Here is a 23199-nt window from a genome sequence, read left to right as displayed (position 1 = left end):
CGAAGCCCTCATCGCGCGGACGTGGGGCGGGCCTGGCCGTATTCGGCCCGCAGCGCATCGCCACGGATGAAGTCCGTCATCAGCTGGAAGTACCCGGCCGGCTGCCGTGTCGATACACGTTCCCCGGCCGCATCCAGCTCGAACTCGTACATGCCATGATCGGCGTCTGCATACACGGCCGTGTAGATCGGCCGTCCCTGGCCCTGCAGAACCGCAAGACGCCTGAGCGTCTCTACCGGCGGCGCATCGCGGTCCTGCCCGCCAAAGATCCACAACTGCGGCACCTGCAGATGCGTGAGCACCGGTAAAGGGTCGTAATGGGCCGGCACCCCGTCCAGCAGCCGCGGCCCCTGCTCGCGCGCAGTGACCTCCGGAGTCGACAACAGATACCCGGCAATGTTCCCGCGTACCGCAGGGAACCAGGGCGCATGCTGGTAACGCTGCTTCACCTCCGCCAGTACATCGAATCCCTCGGTGAATCCGCTTTCGACGATGGTCGCCACCGCATCGGCGATCTGCATCGCCTGCGCAGTGGCTTCCGCGCCCTGGCCGGCCCGCTGCATGTCGAAGGCGATCGCCTCGCGGTCTTCCTCCAGCGGCGAGACCGCCAGGCCGAAGCTGATCACGATGAAATCCACAGGCTCGATGCGTGCCGCCAGCGGCGCCACCCAGCCACCCTGGCTGCCGGCCTGGTAGCCGACCCGCTGCGCACGTGCCCCCGCCAACCGGCGTGCTTCGCGCGTGGCCAGGATCAGATCATTGGCCAGGGTCAGGTAGTTCTGCGTGTACCGCCCGCCAGAGCGTCCCGTGCCCCGCTTGTCGTACGCGAACACGGCGATGCCGGCACTGGCGAACTCGCGCTGCAGCGAGTAGCGCTCCAGCGCGGAGCTGTTCTCCGCACCATGCACCAGCACCACCAGTGGAACCGGCGCATCGCCCGGAGGCAGCGTCAGCCGCCCCTGCAGCGTTGCGCCGGCACCGCTGAAACGGGTGTCGATCTGCCGCAGCGGAATGCGCTCGCCCTTCATTCCATCGACGCTGATGCCGCGCTTCCCACAGTCCTTGAGCACCATCCGGTGCCCGTCCGGCTGCCCGGTCCAGCCGCGGGTACTGGTCCAGGCATCGCCCGCGGTGCGCTGCAGTGCGCCGCTGCGACCATCTGGCGTGCGCCACCGCAGTTGATCGCCCGCACCCGGGCCGATGTCCAGCGTACTGCCATCGGCCATCCGATAGCTCGCAGCGGCGCAAGGCGACGCCGCCGTGGCCGCGACCGCCTGCGCACTGAAGGCCATCGCGCTCCACGCGGCCAGCGACACCAGGGTTCTGTGCATGTCTGCTCCTCTCCACACTGGTGGGTGACGGTGAACCGGCTCCCGCGTGATCGCCAGCGCGGTGCGACGGAGTGCGGGTACCGCCGACGAAGGCGCGTCCGCGGGCGACAGCCACCAGCGGCGGAACCGCGTTCCCTTGGCGAATGCGCGGGGCGGGGTCTAGCGGCCGTCTGCACCGGCCGGCGCTGCGCCCTGCATCGCCACACGATTGCGTCCCGCGCGTTTGGCCACATACAACGCCGCATCCGCATCGGCGAGCAGCTGCCCGGCATCGGCTGTTGCCGGCGGATGCAGGAATGCGATGCCGATGCTGATGCTGACCCGCCCTTCCGGCAGCTGCAGCGCTTCCACCGCGCGTCGCAGCCGCTCGGCCAAGGCCTGTACGCCGTCCAACGCCGTGCCTGGCACGATCACCGCGAATTCCTCACCGCCGTAACGCGCCACGCTGTCGCCCGCACGCCCGGCGCTGTGCTGCAGCAGCGCCGCCACGGCCTGCAGGCAACGGTCGCCGGCGGGATGACCATGGGCATCGTTGAACGCCTTGAAATGATCGATATCGACCAGCAGCAGCGCCAGTTCGCTGCCGCTCCGCCGCGCCCGGTTCCATTCGGCCTGCAGTTCGGCATCGAACTGGCGGCGGTTGGCTACGCCGGTCAGGCCATCCTGGCGCGCGAGCTGGTCGAGCCCGGCCTGCCGTTCCAGCAGATCGATCTGCAGAAGCGCACTGCGCAGGCTGAAGCCCAACGTGGCCAGAACGAATCCAGCCAATGCCAGGGGCCTGGCATGGTCCACCACCAGGGTGCCCACCACCAGCAGCAGCAGCGGCAGGATGATCGGGCCGCCGGCCTGCACCAGCCGGGCCAGCCGTGGCTGCAGCACGAATCCGGTGGCCGGCGACCGCCGCAGTGCCAGCAGCGCCAGCAACAGGAACGGCACGTCGATCAGCAGATCGTTGTAGGCGCCGAAAGACTGTTCGGAGGTGAAGTGGTTGATGTAGTAGGCCACCAGCAGATAGGCCAGCGCGTACAGCGCCAGCGCGCGGAACACGCTGCGTCGCTCCGGGACATCACAGGACACCCAGCGCACGATGGCAAAGACAGCGATGCACAGGTTCTGGATATCGAACATGCGCTGCATGTTGGCCAGCGCCTGGTCGTCGATGCCGACATGGTCGGCAAATGACTGGGTATGCACGAAGAACAGCACGCCCAGCAGGGCCGCCATGATTCCGTCGATCACGCTGATGGCCCAGCGCTCCCGCCGCGAGCGGGCCAGGATGAACACCAGCGGCACGCCATACAGCACGTAAAGCAGCAGGCTGGCGCCCGGGGTGATGTCGGGGCGGTCGGCACGGAGTGCATCGAGCATGTTGATGCCCATGCCCCCCGCCCACAGCAGCAGTGCCAGCGCGATGGCACGCCAGCCCAGCGCGGCGCGATCCGCACGCGCGCGCCACAGGCATGCGGCGGCGGCCAGCAGCGGCGCGCCGGTGAGGAACACGAACGAACCCAGGCCTGCCGGCCCCGGCCACAGGGCCACGACCAGGCCATGGCCGAACACGTACAGCAGCGCCAGCACTACCGGCATGCATCCCCCACTGCGCAAGCCTGTCTGCACGCACGATAGCGCGACAGGCCGCCATGGAGGCGTGATCCACGCCACACCTGCTTCCCCTGCCCCTGCGCCGGGCATGGCGCGGCGCTACATCGACGCAGGCGGTCCGTCGCGCCGGGGCATGCGCGGTTGCGTCCCCGGGACCGCAGCTGTCACGCGGGCTATTCAGCCGTGCAGCGCGCGGGCGTGGTGAGCGATGTGCTCGCCGATGAAGCTGGCGATGAAGTAATAGCTGTGGTCGTAGCCATCCTGCAGGCGCAGGGTCAGCGGATGGCCGACGGCGTCGCAGGCCTGCTGCAGGCGCTGCGGTTGCAGCTGGCTCTGCAGGAACTCATCGGCCCCGCCCTGGTCCACCAGCAGCGGCAAGCGTTCGCTGGCCGCAGCGATCAGTTCGCAGGCATCCCACGCGGCCCAGTCGGCGCGGTTGTCGCCCAGATAGGCCTGGAACGCCTTCTGTCCCCAGGGCACCTGGCTGGGGGCAACAATCGGCGAAAATGCCGACACGCTGCGGTAACGCCCCGGATTGCGCAGCGCGACCACCAGTGCACCGTGACCTCCCATCGAGTGACCACTGATCGCGCGTGCCCCGGTCACCGCGAAGTTCGCCTCGATCAGCGCCGGCAGTTCCTGCGCCACATAGTCATGCATGCGGTAGTGCTTGGACCACGGCTCGCGGGTGGCGTTGAGGTAGAAGCCGGCACCCTTGCCCAGATCGTAGCCCTCCGCGTCGGCGACATCGTCGCCACGCGGGCTGGTGTCGGGCGCGACCAGAATCACGCCATGTTCGGCCGCATAGCGCTGCGCGCCCGCCTTGGTGATGACGTTCTGTTCGGTGCAGGTCAGTCCGCTCAGCCAGTACAGCACCGGCAGCGCCTGCGTTTCCGCCTGCGGCGGCAGGTAAACGGCGAACTGCATGTCGCAGCCCAGCGTGGACGAGGGATGACGGTACACGTCCTGCCAACCGCCGAAGCAGGCACGATGTTCGATGCGTTCCATGGTGTCTCTCCAGAAGGGTGGCAGCCCTGACGGCCTGCCACCCGGGATGGCTCAGTAGTGCACGACCGAACGGATCGACTTGCCTTCGTGCATCAGATCGAAGGCATCGTTGATCCCGTCCAGATCCATGGTGTGGGTGACGAACGGCGCCAGTTCGATGTCGCCCTTCATCGCGTCCTCCACCATGCCCGGCAGCTGGCTGCGACCCTTGACGCCACCGAAGGCCGTGCCCATCCACTTGCGGCCGGTGACCAGCTGGAAGGGACGGGTGGAGATTTCCTGGCCGGCGCCGGCCACGCCGATCACCACGCTCTGGCCCCAGCCACGGTGCGCGCATTCCAGCGCCGCGCGCATCACGTTGACGTTGCCGATGCACTCGAAGCTGTGGTCCACGCCCCAGGTGGTCATTCCAACAATGACCTGCTGGATCGGCTTGTCGAAGTCCTTCGGATTGATGCAGTCGGTCGCACCGAACTCACGCGCCAGCTCGAACTTGGACGGATTGGTATCCACCGCGATGATGCGGCCGGCCTTGGCCTGGCGCGCGCCCTGGATCACGGCCAGGCCGATGCCGCCGAGGCCGAACACTGCCACGCTGTCGCCTTCCTGCACCTTGGCCGTGTTGTGCACCGCACCGATGCCGGTAGTGACACCGCAGCCGAGCAGGCAGACATGTTCCGGGTTCGCCTGCGGATTGATCTTCGCCAGCGAGACTTCGGCCACCACTGTGTACTCGCTGAACGTCGAGCAGCCCATGTAGTGATAGATCGGCTCGCCGTTGTAGCTGAAGCGGCTGGTGCCATCGGGCATCACGCCCTTGCCCTGGGTCGCGCGTACCGACACGCACAGGTTGGTCTTGCCACTCTTGCAGAACAGGCATTCGCCGCACTCGGCGGTGTACAGCGGAATCACGTGGTCACCCGGCTTGACGCTGGTCACGCCCTCGCCTACTTCCACCACGATGCCGGCACCTTCATGGCCCAGCACCACCGGGAACAGACCTTCCGGATCATCCCCTGACAGGGTGAACGCATCGGTGTGGCAGACGCCGGTGTGGGTGATCTTGACCAGCACTTCGCCGGCCTTCGGCGGGGCGACGTCGATCTCGACGATCTGCAGCGGCTGGCCGGGAGCAAAGGCGACGGCGGCACGTGATTTCATGGTGGGATTCTCCAAAGACAGGCAGTAACAGATGGACGACGCTATGCTGCGCCGTTGCTTATTTCAGGTACGAGCGGATCAGCCCGCTCATCTCGCGCACGCGCTCGGCGCGCTGTTCATCGGACGATGCGGGTTGTCCGAACTCTTCGCGCAGGTGGGCTTCCATCACCTCGGACATCAGCCCGTTGACCGCCCCGCGGATGGCGGCGATCTGCTGCAGCACGGGCCCGCAGTCGGCGCCGGCTTCCAGCGCACGGTCCAGTGCATCGCACTGGCCGCGGATGCGGCGCACGCGGGCCAGGACCTTCTTCTTCTCTTCGGGAGAGTGCGGCATGGCAGGGTGACTCAGGAACTATACTGGGGGATAGTATACACAGGTGGCGGAAAGGTACATCCTGCGCCTCAGCGCAGGCGGTGCGCGGGTACGCCCTCGTGCGTCATCTTCACCGGCAGGATGCGGCCCTGCGCGTCGAAGTACAGGCGATCGATCGCGGTGACGCGGGCATTGCGGTCGGTCTGGTCGAGCGGCCGGCGGTGGTAGACGATGTACCACGTGTCATCGCCGGGCGCGTGGATCAGGGAGTGGTGCCCGGCGCTGGTCGCGATGGCCGGGTCCTGCTGCAGGACCCGGCCGATGCGTGTGAACGGCCCGGTCGGCGCGTCGGCGATCGCATAGGCCACCGAGTAGTCCGGCTCGCCCCAGCCGCCTTCGGACCACATGAAGTAGTAGCGACCGCCCCGCTTGAACATCAGCGGACCTTCCACGTACTCCGGCGCCGGCGTGATCTCCTTGAACAGCATGCCGTCGTCCCAGGGCAGCAGGCCGCTGAAATCCGCCTTCAGGCGCACGATGTTGGCGTGCTTCCAGCCGCCATAGATCATGTACCAGGCACCATCGTCATCCTTGAACACATACTGGTCGATCGGCTGCGCGCCATTGTGGAACGCGCCCACCAGGGGCTTGCCGAGCAGATCGCGGTAAGGCCCTTCGGGCTGGTCGGCCACGGCCACGCCGATGCCACCGGTCTCGCCGTCGTTCTGGATGTCATTGGCGGAAAAGAAGAAGTAGTAGCGCCCGTCGTTGGCCACCACCGAGGGTGCCCACAACGCCTGCCTGGCCCAGGGAATGTTCTCGATGGACAGCACGCTGTCGTGCCGGCGCCAGTGCACCAGGTCGGGCGACGAAAAGGCATCGAAGGCAACCTGTTCCGCATAGGGCCGCGAGCGCGTGGGGAAGATCCAGTAGGTGCTGCCGAATACGGCCGCCTCCGGGTCCGCGTACCAGCCCGGCAGGATCGGATTGCCGGACATCACCGGTGCCTGGCTGTCACGCGCATCCGCGATGCCGACGCCAGTGGCTGCGAGCAGCACGGCCAGTGCGGCCCCCCTCCCCCATTCGCGCAGTCCCATCAGAGCCACTCCCATGCAGGTTCGATCGCTCGAGTCTAGAACGATCGCCGGCGCCTTTCCGGGACACGCTGCCTCAAACCGCGCACCCTCTTGATCGACGGGAATCATCGGCGCATGGTGCCTGGCACAACGCAGGACCCGGGCCATGATCCCCTTCATCATCAATCTGGACGTTCCGGACCTCGCGGCCGCCGAGGCGTTCTACACACGCGCCTTCGGCCTCCATGCCGGGCGCCGTCTCGGCCCGGAGGTGCTGGAACTGCTGGGCGGCCCGACCCCGCTCTATCTTCTGCAGAACGAAGCGGGCAGCGCGGCTACCGTCGACGGTGACGTGCGGGATTACGAACGTCACTGGACCCCGCTGCACATCGACTGGATCGTGGAGGACCTCGACGCCGCGCTTGCCCAGGCGTTGGCGGCAGGCGCGGCGCTCGAGCAGGCGCCACGCGAGCGTTCATGGGGGCGCATCGCAATGCTGGCGGATCCGTTCGGACACGGCTTCTGCCTGATCCAGTTCACCGGCCCCGGCTACGACGCCTTGCTGGATTGATCGGCGGAGTGCACCGGGCCCGCCGCCAGCATCAACGCACGTAGGCGAATGATTCGTCCAGCCGCTCGAATCCGATCAGCTGCTGCACCAGCGCCTGCGCCTGGTCCTCATCGATCTCTCCCTGCTCGATCTCTGCGCTGCGTGCAAACAGGGCCTCCAGCGCAGTGGCCTGGTCGTCCCGCAGCCACGCGCGATGCGAGCCCAGCCAGCGCTGGAGATTGTCGGCCAGGTCACCGTGCGACAACAGCGTGTAGGGGGCCTCGTAGTCCGCCACCGCCTCCACCATCTTGCGGAACAGGAAATCCTGAAGGTTGCGGGCCAGTACGTCAGCGCGATCATCGTCGTGCCACACCAGCAGCACCGGCGGCTCGTCGCAGCCCGGCGCATTGGTCCAGAAGCAGTAGCTGTCACCGGCCCCCGTGCGGGCGAACGGCAGCAGCTGCAGATCCTGGCGCAATGGGTTGTAGTGATCCTCTGCAGTCAGCTCCTGCCAGGCCTCGAGCAGTTCGCCACGCTCAAGCGGCTCGTAATCCTGCGCATACAGCAGAATCGGCGGTACCGGTTGCAGCTCCGGAAGGCACACCTGCGCCCATTGCGGATGGGTCGCCCCCCAGCTCAGCCGGTCTTCCGTATCGAGCCGGTGGTAGAGAGCAGGAAAGGTCTGGCCGGTGGCCAGTTCGATCTCGGCAAGCGTATGCATGAACGTCCCTGTGATTGGATCGGCGCGCACTTTACCTCGACAGGCAGCGTCCGCGCAGGCATGGATCTATTCGCGCAGCATGTCCACGAATGCGCGCAAGGCCGACGCCATCTGCCGTTGCCTGGGGTAATACAGCACGAAGCCGGGAAACGGTTCGCTCCAGTCCTGCAGTACCGCCACCATCCGCCCGGCTTCGATGTGTGGGCGCGCGGCATCCTCGAGCACATAGGCCAGGCCGAAGCCATCCAGCACCGCGCGCATGATGGTGGTCTGCTCGCTCAGCGTCAGTCGCCCACGTACGTCGATTTCCAGCGACTGCCCATCGCGGTCGAACTGCCACTTGTACAGGTGACCGCTGGCGAAGCGGAAGCGGATGCATTCGTGCTGCAGCAGGTCGCGGGGATGCTGCGGCGCCGGGTGCTGGCGCAGATACCCGGGCGAGGCCACGATCATGCCGTGCAGGGCCGGGCCCAGCGGCACGGCCACCATGTCCTCGGGCACGAACTCATGCAGCCGCACGCCGGCATCGAAGCCTTCGGCAACGATGTCCACCAGCCCATCGTTCTCGGTCAGCTCCAGGCGCACATCGGGGTGCGCGCGCAGGAAGCGGGTCAGGCGTGGGCCGAGCTGGGTCGGCACTGCCGCGCGGGCCGCGTTGATGCGCAGCAGGCCCGTCGGGCTGTCCCTGAACTGGTTCATTTCCTCCAGCGCCTCGTGCACCTGGCCCAGCGCTGGCTGCAACCGGTCCAGCAGGCGCTGCCCGGCCTCGGTCAGGGCCACGCTGCGGGTAGTGCGATGGAACAGGCCCACCCCCAACCGCTCTTCCAGTGCCCGGATCGCATAGCTCACCGCCGAGGTCGACAGGGCCAGTTCGGCGCCGGCCCGGCGGAAGCTGCGGTGGCGGGCCACCGCCGCGAAGGCGGCCAGGTGGGTGAGATTGTCAGTGGCCATGATTGTGCAGTCTGCCTTGATGAATCATGCCGATATCCACGCTTTGTGGGCGGGTATGAGGGGCGTATTGTAAAACGCCTTTCCACAAACCCCGCCAAGGATTCCCCATGTCCCTCGCCCATGGTTATGCGGTGCGTACCAATACCGCTCCGCTCGAGCCCTTCACCTTCGAACGCCGCGCCGTCGGCGCCAACGATGTCCGCATCGAAGTGCTGTACAGCGGCATCTGCCACTCCGACCTGCACCAGGCCCGCGACGACTGGGGCGGCGCGGAGTACCCGATGGTTCCCGGCCACGAAATCATCGGCCGCGTGGTCGAAGTCGGTCCGGCCGTCACCCGCCTCAGCGTCGGCGATATCGCCGGCGTCGGCTGCATGGTGGATTCCTGTCGCCATTGCGATGCCTGCGACCACGACCTTGAGCAGTACTGCGAAAAGGGCCCGACCTATACCTACAACAGCCGCGACCGCAATACCGGTGAGCTGACGATGGGCGGCTACTCCGACCACATCGTGGTCGAGCAGCGCTTCGTGGTGAAGGTCTCCGAGACGCTGGACCTGAAGGCCGCCGCGCCGCTGCTGTGCGCCGGCATCACCACCTACTCGCCGCTGCGCCACTGGAAGGTCGGCCCCGGCCAGAAGGTGGGTGTGATCGGCCTGGGCGGTCTGGGCCACATGGGCGTGAAGTTTGCCAAGGCGATGGGCGCCACCGTAGTGATGATCACCACCACCCCGGAAAAGGGCGCCGACGCCAAGCGCCTGGGCGCGGACGAGGTGCTGGTCTCGCGCGATCCGGCGCAGATGAAGGCGCACGCCAACAGCTTCGACTTCCTGCTCAACACCGTGCCGGTCAGCCATGACACCAACCCGTACATGAGCCTGCTCAAGCGCGATGCCACCATGTGCCTGGTCGGCGTCATCACCGAGCTGGACCCGCCCCTGATGGGTGCCAGCGTGATCTTCGGCCGCAAGCACGTCACCGGCTCGGCCATCGGCGGCATGGCCGAGACCCAGGAAATGATGGATTTCTGCGCCGAGCACAACATCGTCAGCGATGTTGAGGTGATCGACATCAAGGATGTCAACCACGCGTGGGAGCGCATGGCGAAGAACGATGTGCGCTATCGCTTCGTGATCGACATGGCCAGCCTCAAGGCCTGACGGCCCGGCTGATGGAATGAAAAACCCCGGCGTGGAGGCCGGGGTTTTTTCTGCGCGCGACACCCGCCGGGCATGGCCCGGCGCTACCGGAATCATGGCGGGCATGGCCCGGCGCTACCGGAGCCATTGTGGGTAGCGCCGGGCCATGCCCGGCGGCCGCATTCAGTACGCGAATTCCCGGAACACCGGGTCCACGTTGCCGTGCCAGCGACCATGGAACAGCGCCAGCTTGCGCTCGGCCGGTGTCAGGCCGGATTCGACGATCTCCTGCAGCACATCCAGGAACTTGCTCTCGTCCTGGCCATCGGCATTGCGCGCGGCGCGGCGCTTCAGGCCTTCAACGGAAATCTTCACCGCCTCGCGCGCCAGATCGCGCACGGTGCCATCGCGGAACGGCAGGTTCATCGCATGCTTCGGCACGCCGTCGCGCAGGACATGGCGCTCGGCCAGGGTGAAGTCACGCACCAGATCCCAGGCCGCATCCAGCGCGGTGTCGTCGTACAGCAGGCCGACCCAGAACGCCGGCAGGGCGCACAGGCGGCTCCACGGACCGCCATCGGCGCCCCGCATCTCCAGATACTTCTTCAGGCGCACTTCCGGGAACGCCGTGGTCGTGTGGTCCGACCAGTCGCGCAGGGTCGGCAACTCGCCCGGCAGCACCGGCAGCCGGCCCTGCATGAAATCGCGGAAGCTCTGCCCGCTGGCATCGTGGTAGATGCCATCGCGGTAGGAGAAGTACATCGGCACGTCCAGCAGGTAATCGACGTAACGCTCATAGCCGAAGCCATCCTCGAACACGAAGTCGAGCATGCCGGTGCGGTCGGCGTCGGTGTCGGTCCAGATGTGCGATCGATAGCTCAGGTAGCCGTTCGGCTTGCCTTCGGTGAACGGCGAGTCGGCGAACAGCGCGGTGGCGATCGGCTGCAGTGCCAGCGAAACGCGGAACTTTTTCACCATGTCCGCTTCGCTGGCGTAGTCCAGGTTGACCTGCACCGTGCAGGTACGGGTCATCATGTCCAGGCCGAGCGAACCGACCTTGGGCATGTACGCGCGCATGATCCTGTAGCGGCCCTTCGGCATCCACGGCATCTCATCGCGCGCCCACTTCGGCTGGAAGCCCATGCCCAGGAAGCCCAGCTGGAGCTCGCCGGCCACCTGCGCCACTTCGTTCAGATGGGTACCGGTCTCCACGCAGGTCTGGTGGATGGTCTCCAGCGCCGCGCCGGACAGTTCCAGCTGGCCGGCGGGCTCCAGCGTCACCGACGCGCCATCGCGCAGCAGGGCGATGGTGTTGCCGTTTTCCTGCACGGGTTCCCAGCCGAAACGGACCAGGCCGTTGAGCAGGGCCTCGATGCCACGCTCGCCTTCAAAGGCCGGCGGTCGCAGGTCGTCCAGGCGGAAGCCGAACTTCTCGTGCTCGGTGCCGATGCGCCACTGCGCGCGGGGCTTTTCGCCGGAGGCGATCACCTCCACCAGCTGCGAGCGGTCGGTAATGGGCGTATCGGCGACGTGGCTGGGGCTCGACAAGGGGAAGACTCGCTGTACGGTGACGGGGGATGTGGGGCTGGGAGCCTTCCATCGCAAGGGCGCACTATAGCGTGGCGCCCCGTCGCAGCATGCGACGGAGACGGGTTTCAGCATCCTACCGACGACCTCTTGACCCTCGTACACTGCAAGGCATGACCCGTCATTCGCGCCATCCGGAACGACACAGGGCCGACCGCGTCGGCTGGCTGCGCGCCGCCGTGCTCGGCGCCAACGACGGCATCGTTTCAGTGGCAGGGCTGGTGGTCGGCGTTGCCGCCAGTGGCGCATCGGCCAGCACCCTGCTGGCCACCGGCCTGGCGGGCACGGTCGCAGGGGCGATGTCGATGGCCGCCGGCGAGTACGTCTCGGTGCAGACCCAGGCCGACACCGAAGGCGCCGACCTGGCGATGGAGAAGCGCGAACTGCAGGACGATCCGCACAGCGAGCTGGAAGAGCTGGCCGCCATCTACCGCCATCGCGGCCTGGCCCCGGCGCTGGCGCGGCAGGTGGCCGAGCAGCTCACGGCCCACGATGCCCTCGGTGCGCACGCTCGCGACGAACTGGGCATCACCGATACCCTGCGCGCCCGGCCGCTGCAGGCCGCACTGGCCTCGGCCGCAGCCTTCACCTGTGGGGCGGCCCTGCCGGTGCTGACCGCACTGCTGGCACCGGCCGACTCCGTGGCAGGGGTGACCACCGCCAGCACCCTGCTGGGCCTGTGCGTGACCGGCGCGATGGCGGCCCGCGCTGGAGGTGCGCCTGCCCTGCGCGGCGCCCTGCGCGTCATGTTCTGGGGCGCACTCGCAATGGCTGCAGCCGCCGGCGTCGGCCGGCTGCTGGGAGCCCACGTGACATGACCACGATGCTGCCCGCCGCAACGGCGCTGCTGGCCGAGATGTCTTCGCTGGCCGGTTGTGATCGCGCCGAGGGTTATGCCTGCATCACCGCGCGGCGCGAACATGGCGCCAGCTCGGTGGAGATCCCGCAACCGCAGTTCGCGATCCTGCTGGAAGGACGCAAGCAGGTACGTACCGCACACCAGACGCTGGAGTTCGCGCCCGGCGACATACTGCTGCTGACCCAGCGTTGCCGCATCGACGTGGTCAACCGTCCAGACCCGCGCAGCGGCCGTTACCTCAGCGCCATCGTGCCGCTGTGTGCGGAAGTGCTGGCCGCGGCGCGGACACTGTGGAACGAGGAACTGCCCAGCGCCGGTCCGTCGATGGCGCGGTTGTCGCTGGCCGAACATGGCGCCGTGCTGCGTCGCTGGCGGCAATCGCTGCAGGATGGCCATTACAGCGACGCCCGGCTGGCCCTGGCCTCGATGGTGCTGACCCTGTGCCGGCAGGGCCACGGCAACCTGCTGCTGCCCACGGCACCGACGCTGGGTGAGCAGATACGGGATCGCGTCGCCGCTGAACCTGCGCGCGACTGGCAATCGCGTGATCTGGAGGAGCAGTTCGCACTGAGCGGCGCCACCCTGCGTCGTCGGCTTGCGGCCGAGCGCACCAGCCTGCGCCAGCTGCTGACCGAGGCACGACTGGCCCACGCCATGCAGTTGCTGTACACCACCGACCTGCCGCTGAAGACCGTGGCCGCACGCGCGGGCTACCGTTCCGCGGCCAGCTTCAGCAAGCGCTTCGCCGAGCAGTACGGACTGGCTCCTACAGACATCTGAGGGGGTCAGGCAGGGCTGCGCCCTGCACCCGCAGAGGCAACGGCCGAAGCAACAGCAACAGCGGGCTATCCGTGGGAGGGCGGGGCACTGTGGATGGCCAGGACACGCCGTAAACCCATCCATGGGGGCTCGATGGCGCCATCCATGGCGCCAACGGTCCTGCCCACCCACAGTGCCCCGCCTTCGACAGATTCCGGCGGCTGATCGAACGAATTTCCGGGGTCAGATCCGTTTTCCTGCGGAAAACGGATCTGACCCCAAGAGCATTTCCGACAGATCGTGGAAAACTGTCGAAGGCGGGGTGGGTCCGGTTGCGGGGGCGTGAGCGCCATGGATGGCGCGACCGAGCCTACAGGGACGTATTTACGGCGTCCCCCGCAGCCGGACCCACCCCGCCATCCACGGATAGCCCGCTGTTGCTTCGGCCGTTGCCTCTGCGGGTGCAGGGCGCAGCCCTGCCAGCCCCCACTCCCTGAGCATTCCGCGCAGCGGTTTGAGCGCCGCGCGCACGCCGGCCACGGCACGCTAGCCGCAACGGAACCGCCCTTCTTCCATCGAGAACCCTCATGACCCTGCATCACCTGCCGCTGCGCGGCGCCCTGCTGCTGGCCCTGGCTGCGCTGCCGCTGACCGCACTCGCCGAAGCCACCTCACCCGCACCCACCCGGCAGATGCCCGGCGTCTATCACCACCGCATCGGCACCCTGCAGGTCACCGCCCTGTTCGATGGCGTGGTCGCACTCGGCCGGCAGGAAGTGGTCGACGTGCCGCCGACGCTGGTCACCCGCCTGCTGGAAGGCCGCTATGTCCCCGAAGACAGCAAGGGCCTGCAGACCGCGGTCAATGCTTACCTGATCCGCCAGGGCAATCACCTCACCTTGGTCGACACGGGCACCGCACAGTGCTTCGGTCCCGGCCTGGGCCAGGTACTGGGCAACCTGCGTGCCGCAGGCGTGGATCCCGCCGAGGTGGACGACATCCTGCTGACCCACGCCCACCCCGACCATCTGTGCGGCGTGCTCGACGCGCAGGGCAAGCCGGCCTATCCGAACGCGACGGTGTGGCTGTCCAGGGCCGACGCGGACTACTGGCTCAACCCGGCCAGCGAAACCACCGCACCGGAGGGCGTGCGCTTTGCCTTCCCGCTCGCCCGAACCGCCGTGGCGCCTTATCAGGCCAGCGGCCACCTGCGTACCTTCCAGCCTGGCGATGCCCTCCCCGGCGGTGCCCTGGCGATGGATACCCATGGCCACACCCCCGGCCACGTCTCTTACCGGTTCGACAGCCAGGGCCAGTCACTGCTGGTGTGGGGCGACGTGCTGCACTTCCACGCGGTGCAGTTCGCCCACCCGGAAGCCGCGTTCGAGGCCGATTCGGACCGCAAGGCGGCCACGGCCAGCCGCCGCAGTCTGTTGCAGCAGGCCACCGCCGGGACGTGGTGGGTGGCGGGTGCGCATCTGCCTTTCCCGGGCCTGGGCCACGTGCGCAGGGACGGCCAGGCCTATGCCTGGGTGCCGGCGGAGTATTCGCCATTGTGAGAGTGTGCCGACCAAGGTCGGCACCCACCGATCCGGTAGCGCCGGGCCATGCCCGGCGGGCGAGAGGTTATTCCAGGCCCAGCCAGCCACCGATCACGGCACGGGCTTCGTCCACGCCGGTGCGGTCCTCACCGGAAAACACCTGCACGCTGACGCTGTCGCCGTAGGCCGACTGCAGTTCCTTGCGCACCTTCTGCAGTGTCTGCATCTGCTGGCCGCGGCCCAGCTTGTCGGCCTTGGTCAGCAGCGCATGCGCCGGCAGGCCGCGCTGTACGGCGTAAGACAGCATCTGGCGGTCGTAGTCCTTCAGCGGGTGGCGGATGTCCATCACCACCACCAGCCCCTTCAGTGCCTCCCGGGTACGGAAGTACCGGTCGATGAAGGCCTGCCAGTGCGCCTGCAGCTCCAGCGGCACCTTGGCGTAGCCGTAGCCGGGAAGGTCGACCAGGCTTGCTTCCGGGGTGATCTGGAAGAACACCAGCTGCTGCGTGCGGCCGGGGGTCTTGGAGACGCGGGCCAGGGCATTCTGCCGGGTCAACGCATTGAGGGCGCTGGACTTGCCGGCGTTGGAGCGGCCGGCGAAGGCCACTTCGGCCCCTTCGTCGGGCGGCAGCTGCCGCGCGTTGTGGGCCGAGAGGTGGTAACGGGCGCGTTCAAGGAGCAATGACATGCGCATAGGATCGCATGTTGCGGCGCCGCGCGCCCGTGCCGACGGCCCCAGCGGGGATTTTGCTGCACTGCTTCGTTGACCGTGCGTGGAAACGCCGTTGATAATCCGGACGATGCCGGCGGCCACCGCCCGGCCCGGTCCATACGGAGCTTTAGCATGCGCCACGCTCGCGTTCTTGCCGTATCCGCCCTTGCCACTGCTGTCGTTGTTGCCGCCGCTGCGTTCGCGCAGACCACGTTGACCCCGCTGCCCGACAACGGGCCGATCAACACCGCCTCGCTGGAGGTGGATTTCAGCAAGACGACCTGGGGCGATGCCAAGGCTGGCCAGGGCAAGGCTGCGGCCTGCGCGGCCTGCCATGGTGCCGACGGCAATTCCACGGTCGAGATGTACCCGTCCATCGCCGGGCAGAGCGAGCGCTATGTCGCCCAGCAGATGGCCCTGATCGCCAACGGCCAGCGCAGCTCCGGTGCGGCAGTGGCGATGGTGCCCTTCGTGCAGAACCTCACCCCGCAGGACATGCGCGACATCGGCGCGTTCTTCGCCACGCAGAAGGCCACCGCCGGCATCGCCGACGACACCGCGGTGACCGAAGGCCCCTACAAGGGCATGAAGTTCTACCAGATCGGCCAGCAGCTGTACCGCGGCGGCGACGCGTCGCGCGGGCTGCCGGCCTGCATGGCCTGTCACGGCCCCAGCGGCGCCGGCAACCCGGGCCCGGCCTACCCGCATATCGGTGGCCAGCACGCCAGCTATGTCGCGCGCCGCCTGCAGGAGTACCAGGCCGGGCAGACCAACGAAACCGACAAGGCGCACTTCCAGATCATGGCCGCGGTGGCACAGAAGCTGACCGAACAGGAAGTGCAGGCGCTGTCCAGCTACCTGCAGGGCCTGCACAACCGGGCCGACGACGTGGCCACCGAAGCCACACCGGCACGACCGGCCGCCGCCCCCTGACCGCCACTGGTCGGCCCGGGCCGCCACCACGGCCCGCGCCTGCGGTATGTTTCCTTCACGCCGGCGACTGCGCCGGCGTTGCTTTTTCAACGGAGATGCGTGTCGATGAGGTTGATTCCCCGCCTGCTGTTGTCCCTGCTGGTGCTGCTGCCGATGGCCGCCAGTGCCGCCCCTGCCGCAGCCCCGCTGGTCGAAGGTCGCGACTACGAGCGCATCGCCCAGGCCGGTCCGTTCCAGCCGCTCGCCGGCAAGATCGAAGTGGTCGAGGTGTTCGGCTACACCTGCCCGCACTGCGCGCGTTTCGAACCACAGCTGGAAGCCTGGGCGGCCAAGCTGCCGGCGGATGTGCGCTTCACTCCGGTGCCGGCGGCGTTCGGGGGCGCCTGGGATGCCTGGGCGCTGGCCTATTACGCCGCCGAAGAAGTCGGCGTCGCCAAGCGCAGCCATGCGGCAGTGTTCAAGGCTCTGCACGAGCAGGGCACCCTGCCGATGCAGAATGTCTCGGCCGATGAGCTCGCCACCTTCTACAAGGCGTACGGCGTGGCGCCCGAGCGTTACACCCAGGCCCTGCGGGGCGACGCCGTGCAGAAGAAGGTCGACGCGGCGCGGGCATTCGCCCAGCGCACCCGCATCCCCGGTACCCCGGCGCTGATCATCAACGGCCAGTATCTGGTCCGCGGCAACAGCTTCGACGACCAGCTGCGCATTGCCTCGGCGCTGATCGCCCAGGTCCGCGCCAACCGCGGCCGCTGAACCAACGCCCACTCCCGACACGGCGCTGTCGCCGCCGCGTGTCATCATTTCCCCCTGGCCGGCGCCCGCCGCCGGCCCCACCATTCCAGATGCTGGAGACGCTTCCATGAAGATCCGCTACGCCCTCGCACTCGCAGCGCTGCTGCCGATCCTGGCGGCCTGCAAGGCCGACGACGGCACCGCCAACACCTCCGCCGCCCCGGCCGAGCCGACCACCGCCCCAGCCAGCACCGAGCCCGCTGCGGCACCGGCCGCTGACAGCGCAGGCGCGGCCCCGGTAGCCGAAGGCGAGAAGGCCGCCGAAGCCGCTCCGGCGGCCGCTCCGGCCCCGACCACCACCGCACTGACCGGTCCGGCGCCGGTGGCCGGTGAGGACTACCAGGAAATTCCGAACGGCCAGCCCTTCCAGCCGGTTGCCGGCAAGGTCGAAGTGGTCGAGATCTTCGGCTACGTCTGCCCGGCCTGCGCCGCCTTCCAGCCGCTGGTCGGCCCGTGGAAGGCCGGTCTGCCGGGCGACGTGAACTTCGTCTACGTGCCCGCCATGTTCGGCGGCACCTGGGACGACTACGCCCGTGCCTTCTATGCCGCGCAGACGCTGGGCGTGCAGGAGAAGACCCACGAGGCGCTGTACGCCGCCATCCACTCGCAGAAGACCCTGAAGGGCGAACGCGGCCGTGATTCGGTCGAGGACATCGCCAAGTTCTACGCCGGCTACGGCGTCGATCCGAAGCAGTTCGCCGCCACCATGGGCAGCTTCGCGGTGAATGCCAAGACCAACTCGGCCAAGCAGTTCGCGCAGCGCAGCCAGATCAGCGGCACCCCGTCGATCATCGTCAACGGCAAGTACCTGGTGAAGGGCAAGAGCTTCCCGGACATGCTGCGCATCGCCGACCACCTGATCGCCCGCGAGCGCGGTGCGGCCCAGGCTCACTGATCCAAGAGAAGCTGTCCCCGGCCGTGAATTCCCCCTCTACACGGACCCTGCGCCTGCTGACGGCCAACATCCAGGCCGGCTCCAGTACCCGCCGCTACAGCGACTATGTGACCCGCAGCTGGTCACATGCGCTGCCGGCGGGTCGCAAGCGCAGCAGTCTTGATGCGATTGCCACACTGGCGCGTGGGCACGACATCGTTGGCCTGCAGGAAGCCGATCCAGGCAGCCTGCGTTCGGGCTTCACCAACCAGACCCACTACCTGGCCCAGCGTGCCGGCTTCAACTACTGGAGCCACCAGCCGAACCGGCGCATGGGCGGGGTTGCATCCAGTGCCAACGGCCTGCTGAGCAAACTGGAGCCGGTGGAGGTGCAGGACCACGCCCTGCCCGGCCGCATCGGCGGGCGTGGCGTGCTGCTGGCCAGGTTCGGTGATGGCAGGGACGGCCTGGCCGTGGCCGTGGCCCACCTCTCGCTGGGTGCCGGTTCGCGGATGGCACAGCTCGGTTTCATTGCCGAGCTGCTGTCCGACCACCCCAATGCCGTGCTGATGGGTGACTTCAACTGCCTGGCCGAACGGCCGGAAATGCAGGTGCTGTACCAGAAGACCCGGCTGCAGCCTCCAGGCTGCATCGTGCCGACATTCCCCAGCTGGCGCCCGGACCGCGCCATCGACCACATCCTGGTCAGCAGCAGCCTGCAGACCCGCGCGGTCGAAGCCGTACCGGCGGCCTTCTCGGACCATCTGGCGCTGGCCATGGCCATCGACGTACCGGCCAGCGCCCTGCGCTGATCGGTAGCGCCGGGCCATGCCCGGCGAACGGAACCCAATCCGCCGGGCATGGCCCGGCGCTACCCCGCCTGCAATGCCGGCGCCTTCGACCGCCGCGCCGTCATCGTGCTCCCCACCGAAGCCACCACGGTGCAGCCGATCGCCAGCCACTGCAGTCCATGCAGGTGTTCGTGCAGCAACAGCATCGCCCACAGCGCGGCCACCGCAGGCTCCATGCTGATCAGGATGCCGAAGGTTTCCTTCGGCAGGCGCTTGAGCGCCACCATCTCCAGCGACATCGGAATCGCACTGGACACCAGTGCCACCAGCAGGCCCGCCAGCAGGATCTTCGGATCGAGCAGGGCCGCGCCGGCATGGATCACCCCGACCGGCACCACCACCAGCGACGCCGCCAGCAGGCCCAGCGACACCGAATGGCCTGCATGCAGGTGGCCGGCGCGCTTGCCGAACACGATGTACAGGCCCCAGCACGCCGCCGCACCCAGTGCATACAGCACGCCCACCGGGTCCAGTGCCGCCGCACCGCCCAGCGGCAACAGCAGGAGCAGGCCGACCACTGCGCATCCCACCCACAGGAAATCGATCGGGCGCCGTGACGACAGCATCGCCACGGTCAACGGCCCGGTGAACTCGATGGCCACCGCGATGCCGAACGGGATCGTGCGGATGGCCATGTAGAACAGCAGGTTCATCAGGCCCAGCGTGAGCCCGTAGCGCAGGATGGTGATCGCATCCGCGCGGCGGGTCTTCCAGCGCCAGGGTCGCCAGAACAGCAGCAGCAACAGTGCGGAGAAGCCCACGCGCAGCGCGCTGGTGCCCTGCGCGCCGATCAGCGGGAACAGGTGCTTTGCATAGGACGTGCCAACGGACAGCGCCGTTACCGAGCCGAGCACCGCCAGCGCCGGCAACATCGGCGCGAATCGTGAAGTCTGCATGCGTCCAGTCTATTGCGTCGACGGCGAGCACTTGGCTCAATTACCGGCCCGTCCATGCAACTTCTGCTCGCCATGGCCACTGCCCCCGTGCTGGACAGCTTCGACCGCGCCATCCTCGCCCTGCTGCAGCGGGACAACACGCTGCCACAGCGGGAGATCGCCGAAGCCGTGCACCTGTCGACGCCGGCGGTGCAGCGGCGGGTCAGGCGTCTGCAGGACAGCGGTGTGATCGCGGCCAATGTGGCCGTGGTGGCGGCGGCGCGGATCGGCCGACCGCTGACCCTCATCGTCGAGGTGCGCATGGTCAGCGAGCAGCGTGATCGCGTGGCGCCGTTCAAGCAGCGCGTGCAGGACGACCCGGCGGTGCAGCAGTGCTATGCCATCACCGGTGACGGCGATTTCCTGCTGGTGCTTTCGGCCACCTCGATGGAGGAATACGACGCCATCAGCGAGCGGCTGTTCGGTGGCGACGACAACATCGAACGATTCCGCACCGCGGTGGCACTGTCCACGCTGAAGCGCAGTTTCGAAGTCCCCCTGCAATGAACCGGCCTCGACACCCACCGCGCCATACTGGCGCGGCATGAATCCTTCGCCCCGCACACCCTCCACGTCTTCCGCCCGCCTGCTGCGCCGTTGGCTGCTGCGTGCGTTCCTGCTGGTCGTCACCGTCGTTGCCGCCCTGTCCGTCTGGAACAGCCGCTGGGCCGAAGCGCCGAAGATGCTGTGGTCATTGGCCCGGATGCCACCGGCCACCGAGCTGCCGGTACCGGTGGACGGCGTGCGGCCGCCGATACCTTCGGCGCGCCGCGCGGGCGAGACCGCAGCCATGCCGGCATCGACATCTTCGCCGCGCGGGGTACCCCGGTCCGCAGCGCGACCCCGGGCGTGGTTGCCGAGGTGCGGGAAGGCGGCCTGGGCGGCCGTCAGGTCTGGGTGATCGGCCCCGGCCGCGAGCGCTACTACTACGCCCATCTGGAGAGCTGGGCCGCAGGCCTCGCCCGCGGCCAGGTCGTAGCCGCGGGCGATCTGCTCGGCCACGTCGGCGACAGCGGCAACGCCAAGGGCACCCCGCCGCACCTGCACTGGGGCATCTACGGCGCAGACGGCGCACGGGATCCTCTGCCACTGCTGCGCCGCTAAGCCGCCGGACGGCGGTCGTCCCCGGCACCCGGACGATCCTGCCCGCGCGCCCCTGTTCATGATTTGTAAATAGGAATAGTTCGTATTAACATTCCTTTCGATTGCAGCGTCGCCAGGAAGGCGCGCCCGCCTTTCCCCTACCCTTAGCGCCTCGCCTCCTGGATGTCGGCCGAACGCGCATGCTCGTCCAGGAATCCCATGAACCGTCCTGCATTCCGTATCCCGCAGCCTCAGCGGCTGTCCGTTGCCGTGCTCGCCGCACTCTGCGCCATCGCCCCGACCGCCTTCGCAGAAACTGCCACCGATGCGACCACCCTCGACAAGGTGGTGGTCAAGGGCGAGCGCGCGGAGGGCTACTCGGTGCGCCGCACCTCGGCCGGTACCCGCTTCGACCTGACGCCGCGCGAGATTCCGCAGTCGGTCAGCATCATCAGCCATCAGCGCATCGAAGATCAGAACCTGGACGACATCATCGACGTGCTGGCCAACACTACCGGTGTGACCAGCACGCAATCGGACAGCGAGCGCACCGAGTTCTATGCGCGCGGCTTCTACATCGACAGTTACCAGTTCGATGGCCTGCCCACGCAGATGGTGCAGAACTGGAGCTACGGCGATTCCGGCCTGGACCTCGCCCTGTATGACCGCGTGGAGGTGGTGCGCGGCGCCACCGGCCTGCTCAGTGGCGCAGGCAACCCGTCTGCCTCGGTGAACCTGATCCGCAAGCATGCCGACAGCGCCGAGCTGGCTGGCAGCGTATCGGTGAACGTCGGCAGCTGGGGCCGTACCCGTACCACCGTGGACGTGGGCAGCGCGCTGAACACCAGCGGCACCGTGCGTGGCCGGGTGATCGGCAGCTACCTCGACACCGACGCGCAGATGGACCGCTATAACCAGCACAAGACGCTGGGCTACGCGGTGATCGACGCCGACCTGACTCCGGACACGCAGTTGAGCGTGGGCTACGACTACCAGCAGAAGCGCGCCAATGGTGCGACCTGGGGCGGCTTCCCGATGCTGTTCTCCGACGGCTCGGCCACCGGCTACGACGAATCGTTCAACGCCAGTCCGAACTGGACCTACTGGGACACCACCAGCAAGCGCGCGTTCGCCACCCTGCAGCATGCCTTCAGCAATGGCTGGAAGTTCAAGGTCGGTGCGACCCACGATGAGACCAAGGCCGACGACAAGCTGTTCTACCCGGCCTACAACGACTGGACCAGTGGTGCCTCGTTCTTCGACAGGACCACCGGCGCCGGCATTTCGCCGTCGGCCGGCTTCTACAACACCGAGCGCAAGGTCAACGCAGTCGATGGCTATGTCGACGGCCCGTTCCGGCTGTTCGGCCGCGATCACCAGTTCATGGCCGGCCTGAGCTACAACAAGCGCGAGTACGCCAACTACGGCGACTACCAGATTGGCGGCCCCGGCCAGAGCTGGGACCCGTTCACCAGCTACCTTGGCTGGACCGGCGACATCTCCGAGCCGAACTGGAACCCGCTGGCGCTGGCCAGCGAAGGCACGATCACCCAGAAGGCCGGTTACATGGCCACGCGCCTGTCGCTGGCCGACCCGCTGAAGCTCATCGTCGGCGCACGCTACACCGACTGGAAGAGTGAAGGCGAAGGTGCGGACCGCTCGCACAAGGTCACCACGCCCTATGCCGGCCTGGTATTGGACATCAACGATACCTTCTCCACCTACGCCGCCTATACCGAGATCTTCCAGCCGCAGACACTGAAGGACCGCAACGGCAGCTACCTCGATCCGGTCGATGGCAAGAGCTACGAAGTGGGCGTCAAGGGCGCGTGGTTCGACAACCGCCTCAATGCTTCGCTGGCGGTGTTCCGCATCGAGCAGGACAACGTGGGCCAGGCCACCGGTGAGCCGGTGCAGGGCAGCCAGAACGAATTCGCCTACCGCGCCGCGCGCGGCACGGTCAGCCGTGGCTTCGAATTCGAACTGAACGGCGAGCTGGCCCCGGGCTGGAACGCGACCTTCGGTGCCTCGCGTTACGTGGCCAAGGATGCCAACGATGCCGACATCAACACCAACCTGCCGCAGACCGCGCTGAAGCTGTTCACCAGCTACACGCCGCAGTCGCTGCAGGCACTGACGGTCGGCGGTGGGGCGAACTGGCAGAACCGCATCTACTATGCGGTGCCGGCCTACGGCCGCATCGAGCAGAACGGCTATGCCCTGGTCAGCGCCTTCGTGCGCTACCGCATCTCGCCGGAGTTCAGCGTGCAGGCCAACCTCAACAACCTGCTGGACAAGCAGTACCTCTCGCAGATCAACGGCTACGGTGCGTACGGCGATGGCCGCAACGGCTCGCTGACGTTCACCTGGTCGTTCTGATCAGCTGCAGGGCGCAACCGCCCCGCTCCTGTAGCGCCGAGC

General features: G+C 67.6%; 22 protein-coding genes and 1 pseudogene. 12 read left to right on the top strand and 11 right to left on the bottom strand.

All coding sequences use genetic code 11. The features are described from left to right. Positions 1-8 precede the first annotated feature (8 nt). The 6 genes from AC5P76_RS00165 to AC5P76_RS00140 form a co-directional block, all read right to left on the bottom strand. Positions 9-1331, bottom strand: coding sequence for an alpha/beta hydrolase family protein (locus tag AC5P76_RS00165; RefSeq protein WP_445394110.1), 1323 nt, complete (start codon positions 1329-1331; stop codon positions 9-11). A gap of 159 nt (positions 1332-1490) precedes the next feature. Beyond that, positions 1491-2918, bottom strand: coding sequence for a GGDEF domain-containing protein (locus AC5P76_RS00160; RefSeq protein WP_065181735.1), 1428 nt, complete (start codon positions 2916-2918; stop codon positions 1491-1493). 192 nt (positions 2919-3110) lie between these two features. Further along, the gene (gene fghA / locus AC5P76_RS00155) at positions 3111-3941 is read right to left on the bottom strand and encodes an S-formylglutathione hydrolase (RefSeq protein ID WP_065181736.1); all 831 of its coding nucleotides are present in this window, start codon (positions 3939-3941) and stop codon (positions 3111-3113) included. A gap of 51 nt (positions 3942-3992) precedes the next feature. Continuing rightward, a complete protein-coding gene (locus AC5P76_RS00150) occupies positions 3993-5102 on the bottom strand; it encodes an S-(hydroxymethyl)glutathione dehydrogenase/class III alcohol dehydrogenase (protein ID WP_495222575.1) in 1110 nt (369 codons plus the stop codon). 58 nt (positions 5103-5160) lie between these two features. Next, positions 5161-5436: a metal/formaldehyde-sensitive transcriptional repressor gene (locus tag AC5P76_RS00145; RefSeq protein ID WP_445394108.1), complete on the bottom strand. Its 276-nt coding sequence runs from the start codon at positions 5434-5436 to the stop codon at positions 5161-5163. Between the two features lie 68 nt (positions 5437-5504). Beyond that, positions 5505-6527 carry a glycoside hydrolase family 43 protein gene (locus AC5P76_RS00140; protein WP_445394107.1) on the bottom strand — a complete coding sequence of 341 codons (1023 nt, stop codon included), beginning with the start codon at positions 6525-6527 and terminating at the stop codon, positions 5505-5507. Between the two features lie 130 nt (positions 6528-6657). Here AC5P76_RS00140 and AC5P76_RS00135 point away from each other — a divergent pair, with 130 nt between their 5' ends. Next, complete coding sequence (locus AC5P76_RS00135; protein ID WP_111186172.1) at positions 6658-7062, top strand: VOC family protein; 405 nt, start codon at positions 6658-6660, stop codon at positions 7060-7062. 31 nt (positions 7063-7093) lie between these two features. Here the strand turns inward: AC5P76_RS00135 and AC5P76_RS00130 are convergent, their stop codons facing one another. Continuing rightward, on the bottom strand, positions 7094-7762 hold the full coding sequence (locus AC5P76_RS00130) for an SMI1/KNR4 family protein (protein ID WP_262100455.1): 669 nt from the start codon (positions 7760-7762) through the stop codon (positions 7094-7096). 66 nt (positions 7763-7828) lie between these two features. After that, positions 7829-8713 (bottom strand): LysR family transcriptional regulator, encoded by an 885-nt coding sequence (locus AC5P76_RS00125; protein WP_065181739.1) that lies wholly within the window; start codon positions 8711-8713, stop codon positions 7829-7831. Positions 8714-8820: 107 nt separating this feature from the next. Between AC5P76_RS00125 and AC5P76_RS00120 the strand changes: the two genes are divergently transcribed. Then, on the top strand, positions 8821-9873 hold the full coding sequence (locus tag AC5P76_RS00120; protein ID WP_053517445.1) for an NAD(P)-dependent alcohol dehydrogenase: 1053 nt from the start codon (positions 8821-8823) through the stop codon (positions 9871-9873). A 162-nt stretch (positions 9874-10035) separates the two neighbouring features. On the opposite strand, the gene AC5P76_RS00115 is transcribed toward AC5P76_RS00120, so the two are convergent. Then, a complete protein-coding gene (locus tag AC5P76_RS00115) occupies positions 10036-11400 on the bottom strand; it encodes a glutamate--cysteine ligase (protein WP_065175138.1) in 1365 nt (454 codons plus the stop codon). Positions 11401-11552: 152 nt separating this feature from the next. Between AC5P76_RS00115 and AC5P76_RS00110 the strand changes: the two genes are divergently transcribed. The 3 genes from AC5P76_RS00110 to AC5P76_RS00100 all read left to right on the top strand — a co-directional run bounded on the left by AC5P76_RS00110 (position 11553) and on the right by AC5P76_RS00100 (position 14616). Then, entirely contained in the window at positions 11553-12257 is a 705-nt protein-coding gene (locus AC5P76_RS00110) for a VIT1/CCC1 transporter family protein (RefSeq protein ID WP_065175139.1), read from the top strand. Beyond that, positions 12254-13078 carry a helix-turn-helix transcriptional regulator gene (locus AC5P76_RS00105; RefSeq protein ID WP_065181741.1) on the top strand — a complete coding sequence of 275 codons (825 nt, stop codon included), beginning with the start codon at positions 12254-12256 and terminating at the stop codon, positions 13076-13078. The genes AC5P76_RS00110 and AC5P76_RS00105 overlap by 4 nt, the downstream gene beginning before the upstream one ends. 566 nt (positions 13079-13644) lie before the next feature. Next, positions 13645-14616, top strand: a complete 972-nt coding sequence (locus tag AC5P76_RS00100; protein WP_445394106.1) for an MBL fold metallo-hydrolase — start codon at positions 13645-13647, stop codon at positions 14614-14616. Between the two features lie 67 nt (positions 14617-14683). On the opposite strand, the gene yihA is transcribed toward AC5P76_RS00100, so the two are convergent. Further along, entirely contained in the window at positions 14684-15286 is a 603-nt protein-coding gene (gene yihA / locus AC5P76_RS00095; RefSeq protein ID WP_053519877.1) for a ribosome biogenesis GTP-binding protein YihA/YsxC, read from the bottom strand. Positions 15287-15442: 156 nt separating this feature from the next. On the opposite strand from yihA, the gene AC5P76_RS00090 reads away from it, so the two are divergent. From AC5P76_RS00090 to AC5P76_RS00075, 4 genes are all read left to right on the top strand, one after another. Then, entirely contained in the window at positions 15443-16243 is an 801-nt protein-coding gene (locus AC5P76_RS00090; RefSeq protein WP_065175142.1) for a c-type cytochrome, read from the top strand. Between the two features lie 105 nt (positions 16244-16348). Beyond that, the gene (locus AC5P76_RS00085) at positions 16349-16996 is read left to right on the top strand and encodes a thiol:disulfide interchange protein DsbA/DsbL (protein ID WP_053519865.1); all 648 of its coding nucleotides are present in this window, start codon (positions 16349-16351) and stop codon (positions 16994-16996) included. A 106-nt stretch (positions 16997-17102) separates the two neighbouring features. After that, positions 17103-17930, top strand: coding sequence for a thiol:disulfide interchange protein DsbA/DsbL (locus tag AC5P76_RS00080; protein ID WP_253118275.1), 828 nt, complete (start codon positions 17103-17105; stop codon positions 17928-17930). 53 nt (positions 17931-17983) lie between these two features. Next, positions 17984-18721 carry an endonuclease/exonuclease/phosphatase family protein gene (locus tag AC5P76_RS00075; protein WP_180875876.1) on the top strand — a complete coding sequence of 246 codons (738 nt, stop codon included), beginning with the start codon at positions 17984-17986 and terminating at the stop codon, positions 18719-18721. 59 nt (positions 18722-18780) lie between these two features. Here AC5P76_RS00075 and AC5P76_RS00070 read toward each other — a convergent pair whose 3' ends face one another. Then, positions 18781-19656 carry an EamA family transporter gene (locus AC5P76_RS00070; RefSeq protein ID WP_197572194.1) on the bottom strand — a complete coding sequence of 292 codons (876 nt, stop codon included), beginning with the start codon at positions 19654-19656 and terminating at the stop codon, positions 18781-18783. A gap of 72 nt (positions 19657-19728) precedes the next feature. Between AC5P76_RS00070 and AC5P76_RS00065 the strand changes: the two genes are divergently transcribed. The 3 genes and pseudogenes from AC5P76_RS00065 (at position 19729) to fhuE (ending at position 23157) form a co-directional block, all read left to right on the top strand. After that, positions 19729-20202 (top strand): Lrp/AsnC family transcriptional regulator, encoded by a 474-nt coding sequence (locus tag AC5P76_RS00065; protein ID WP_253120431.1) that lies wholly within the window; start codon positions 19729-19731, stop codon positions 20200-20202. 37 nt (positions 20203-20239) lie between these two features. After that, positions 20240-20799: pseudogene (locus tag AC5P76_RS00060) on the top strand (M23 family metallopeptidase). Between the two features lie 198 nt (positions 20800-20997). Continuing rightward, positions 20998-23157, top strand: coding sequence for a ferric-rhodotorulic acid/ferric-coprogen receptor FhuE (gene fhuE / locus AC5P76_RS00055; protein WP_253120434.1), 2160 nt, complete (start codon positions 20998-21000; stop codon positions 23155-23157). Positions 23158-23199 lie beyond the last annotated feature (42 nt).

Source organism: Stenotrophomonas sp. YJH_SMC_36 (assembly GCF_059369935.1).
Note: the sequence above shows the minus strand (reverse complement) of the source record. Positions and strands in the feature narration are given on the sequence as shown.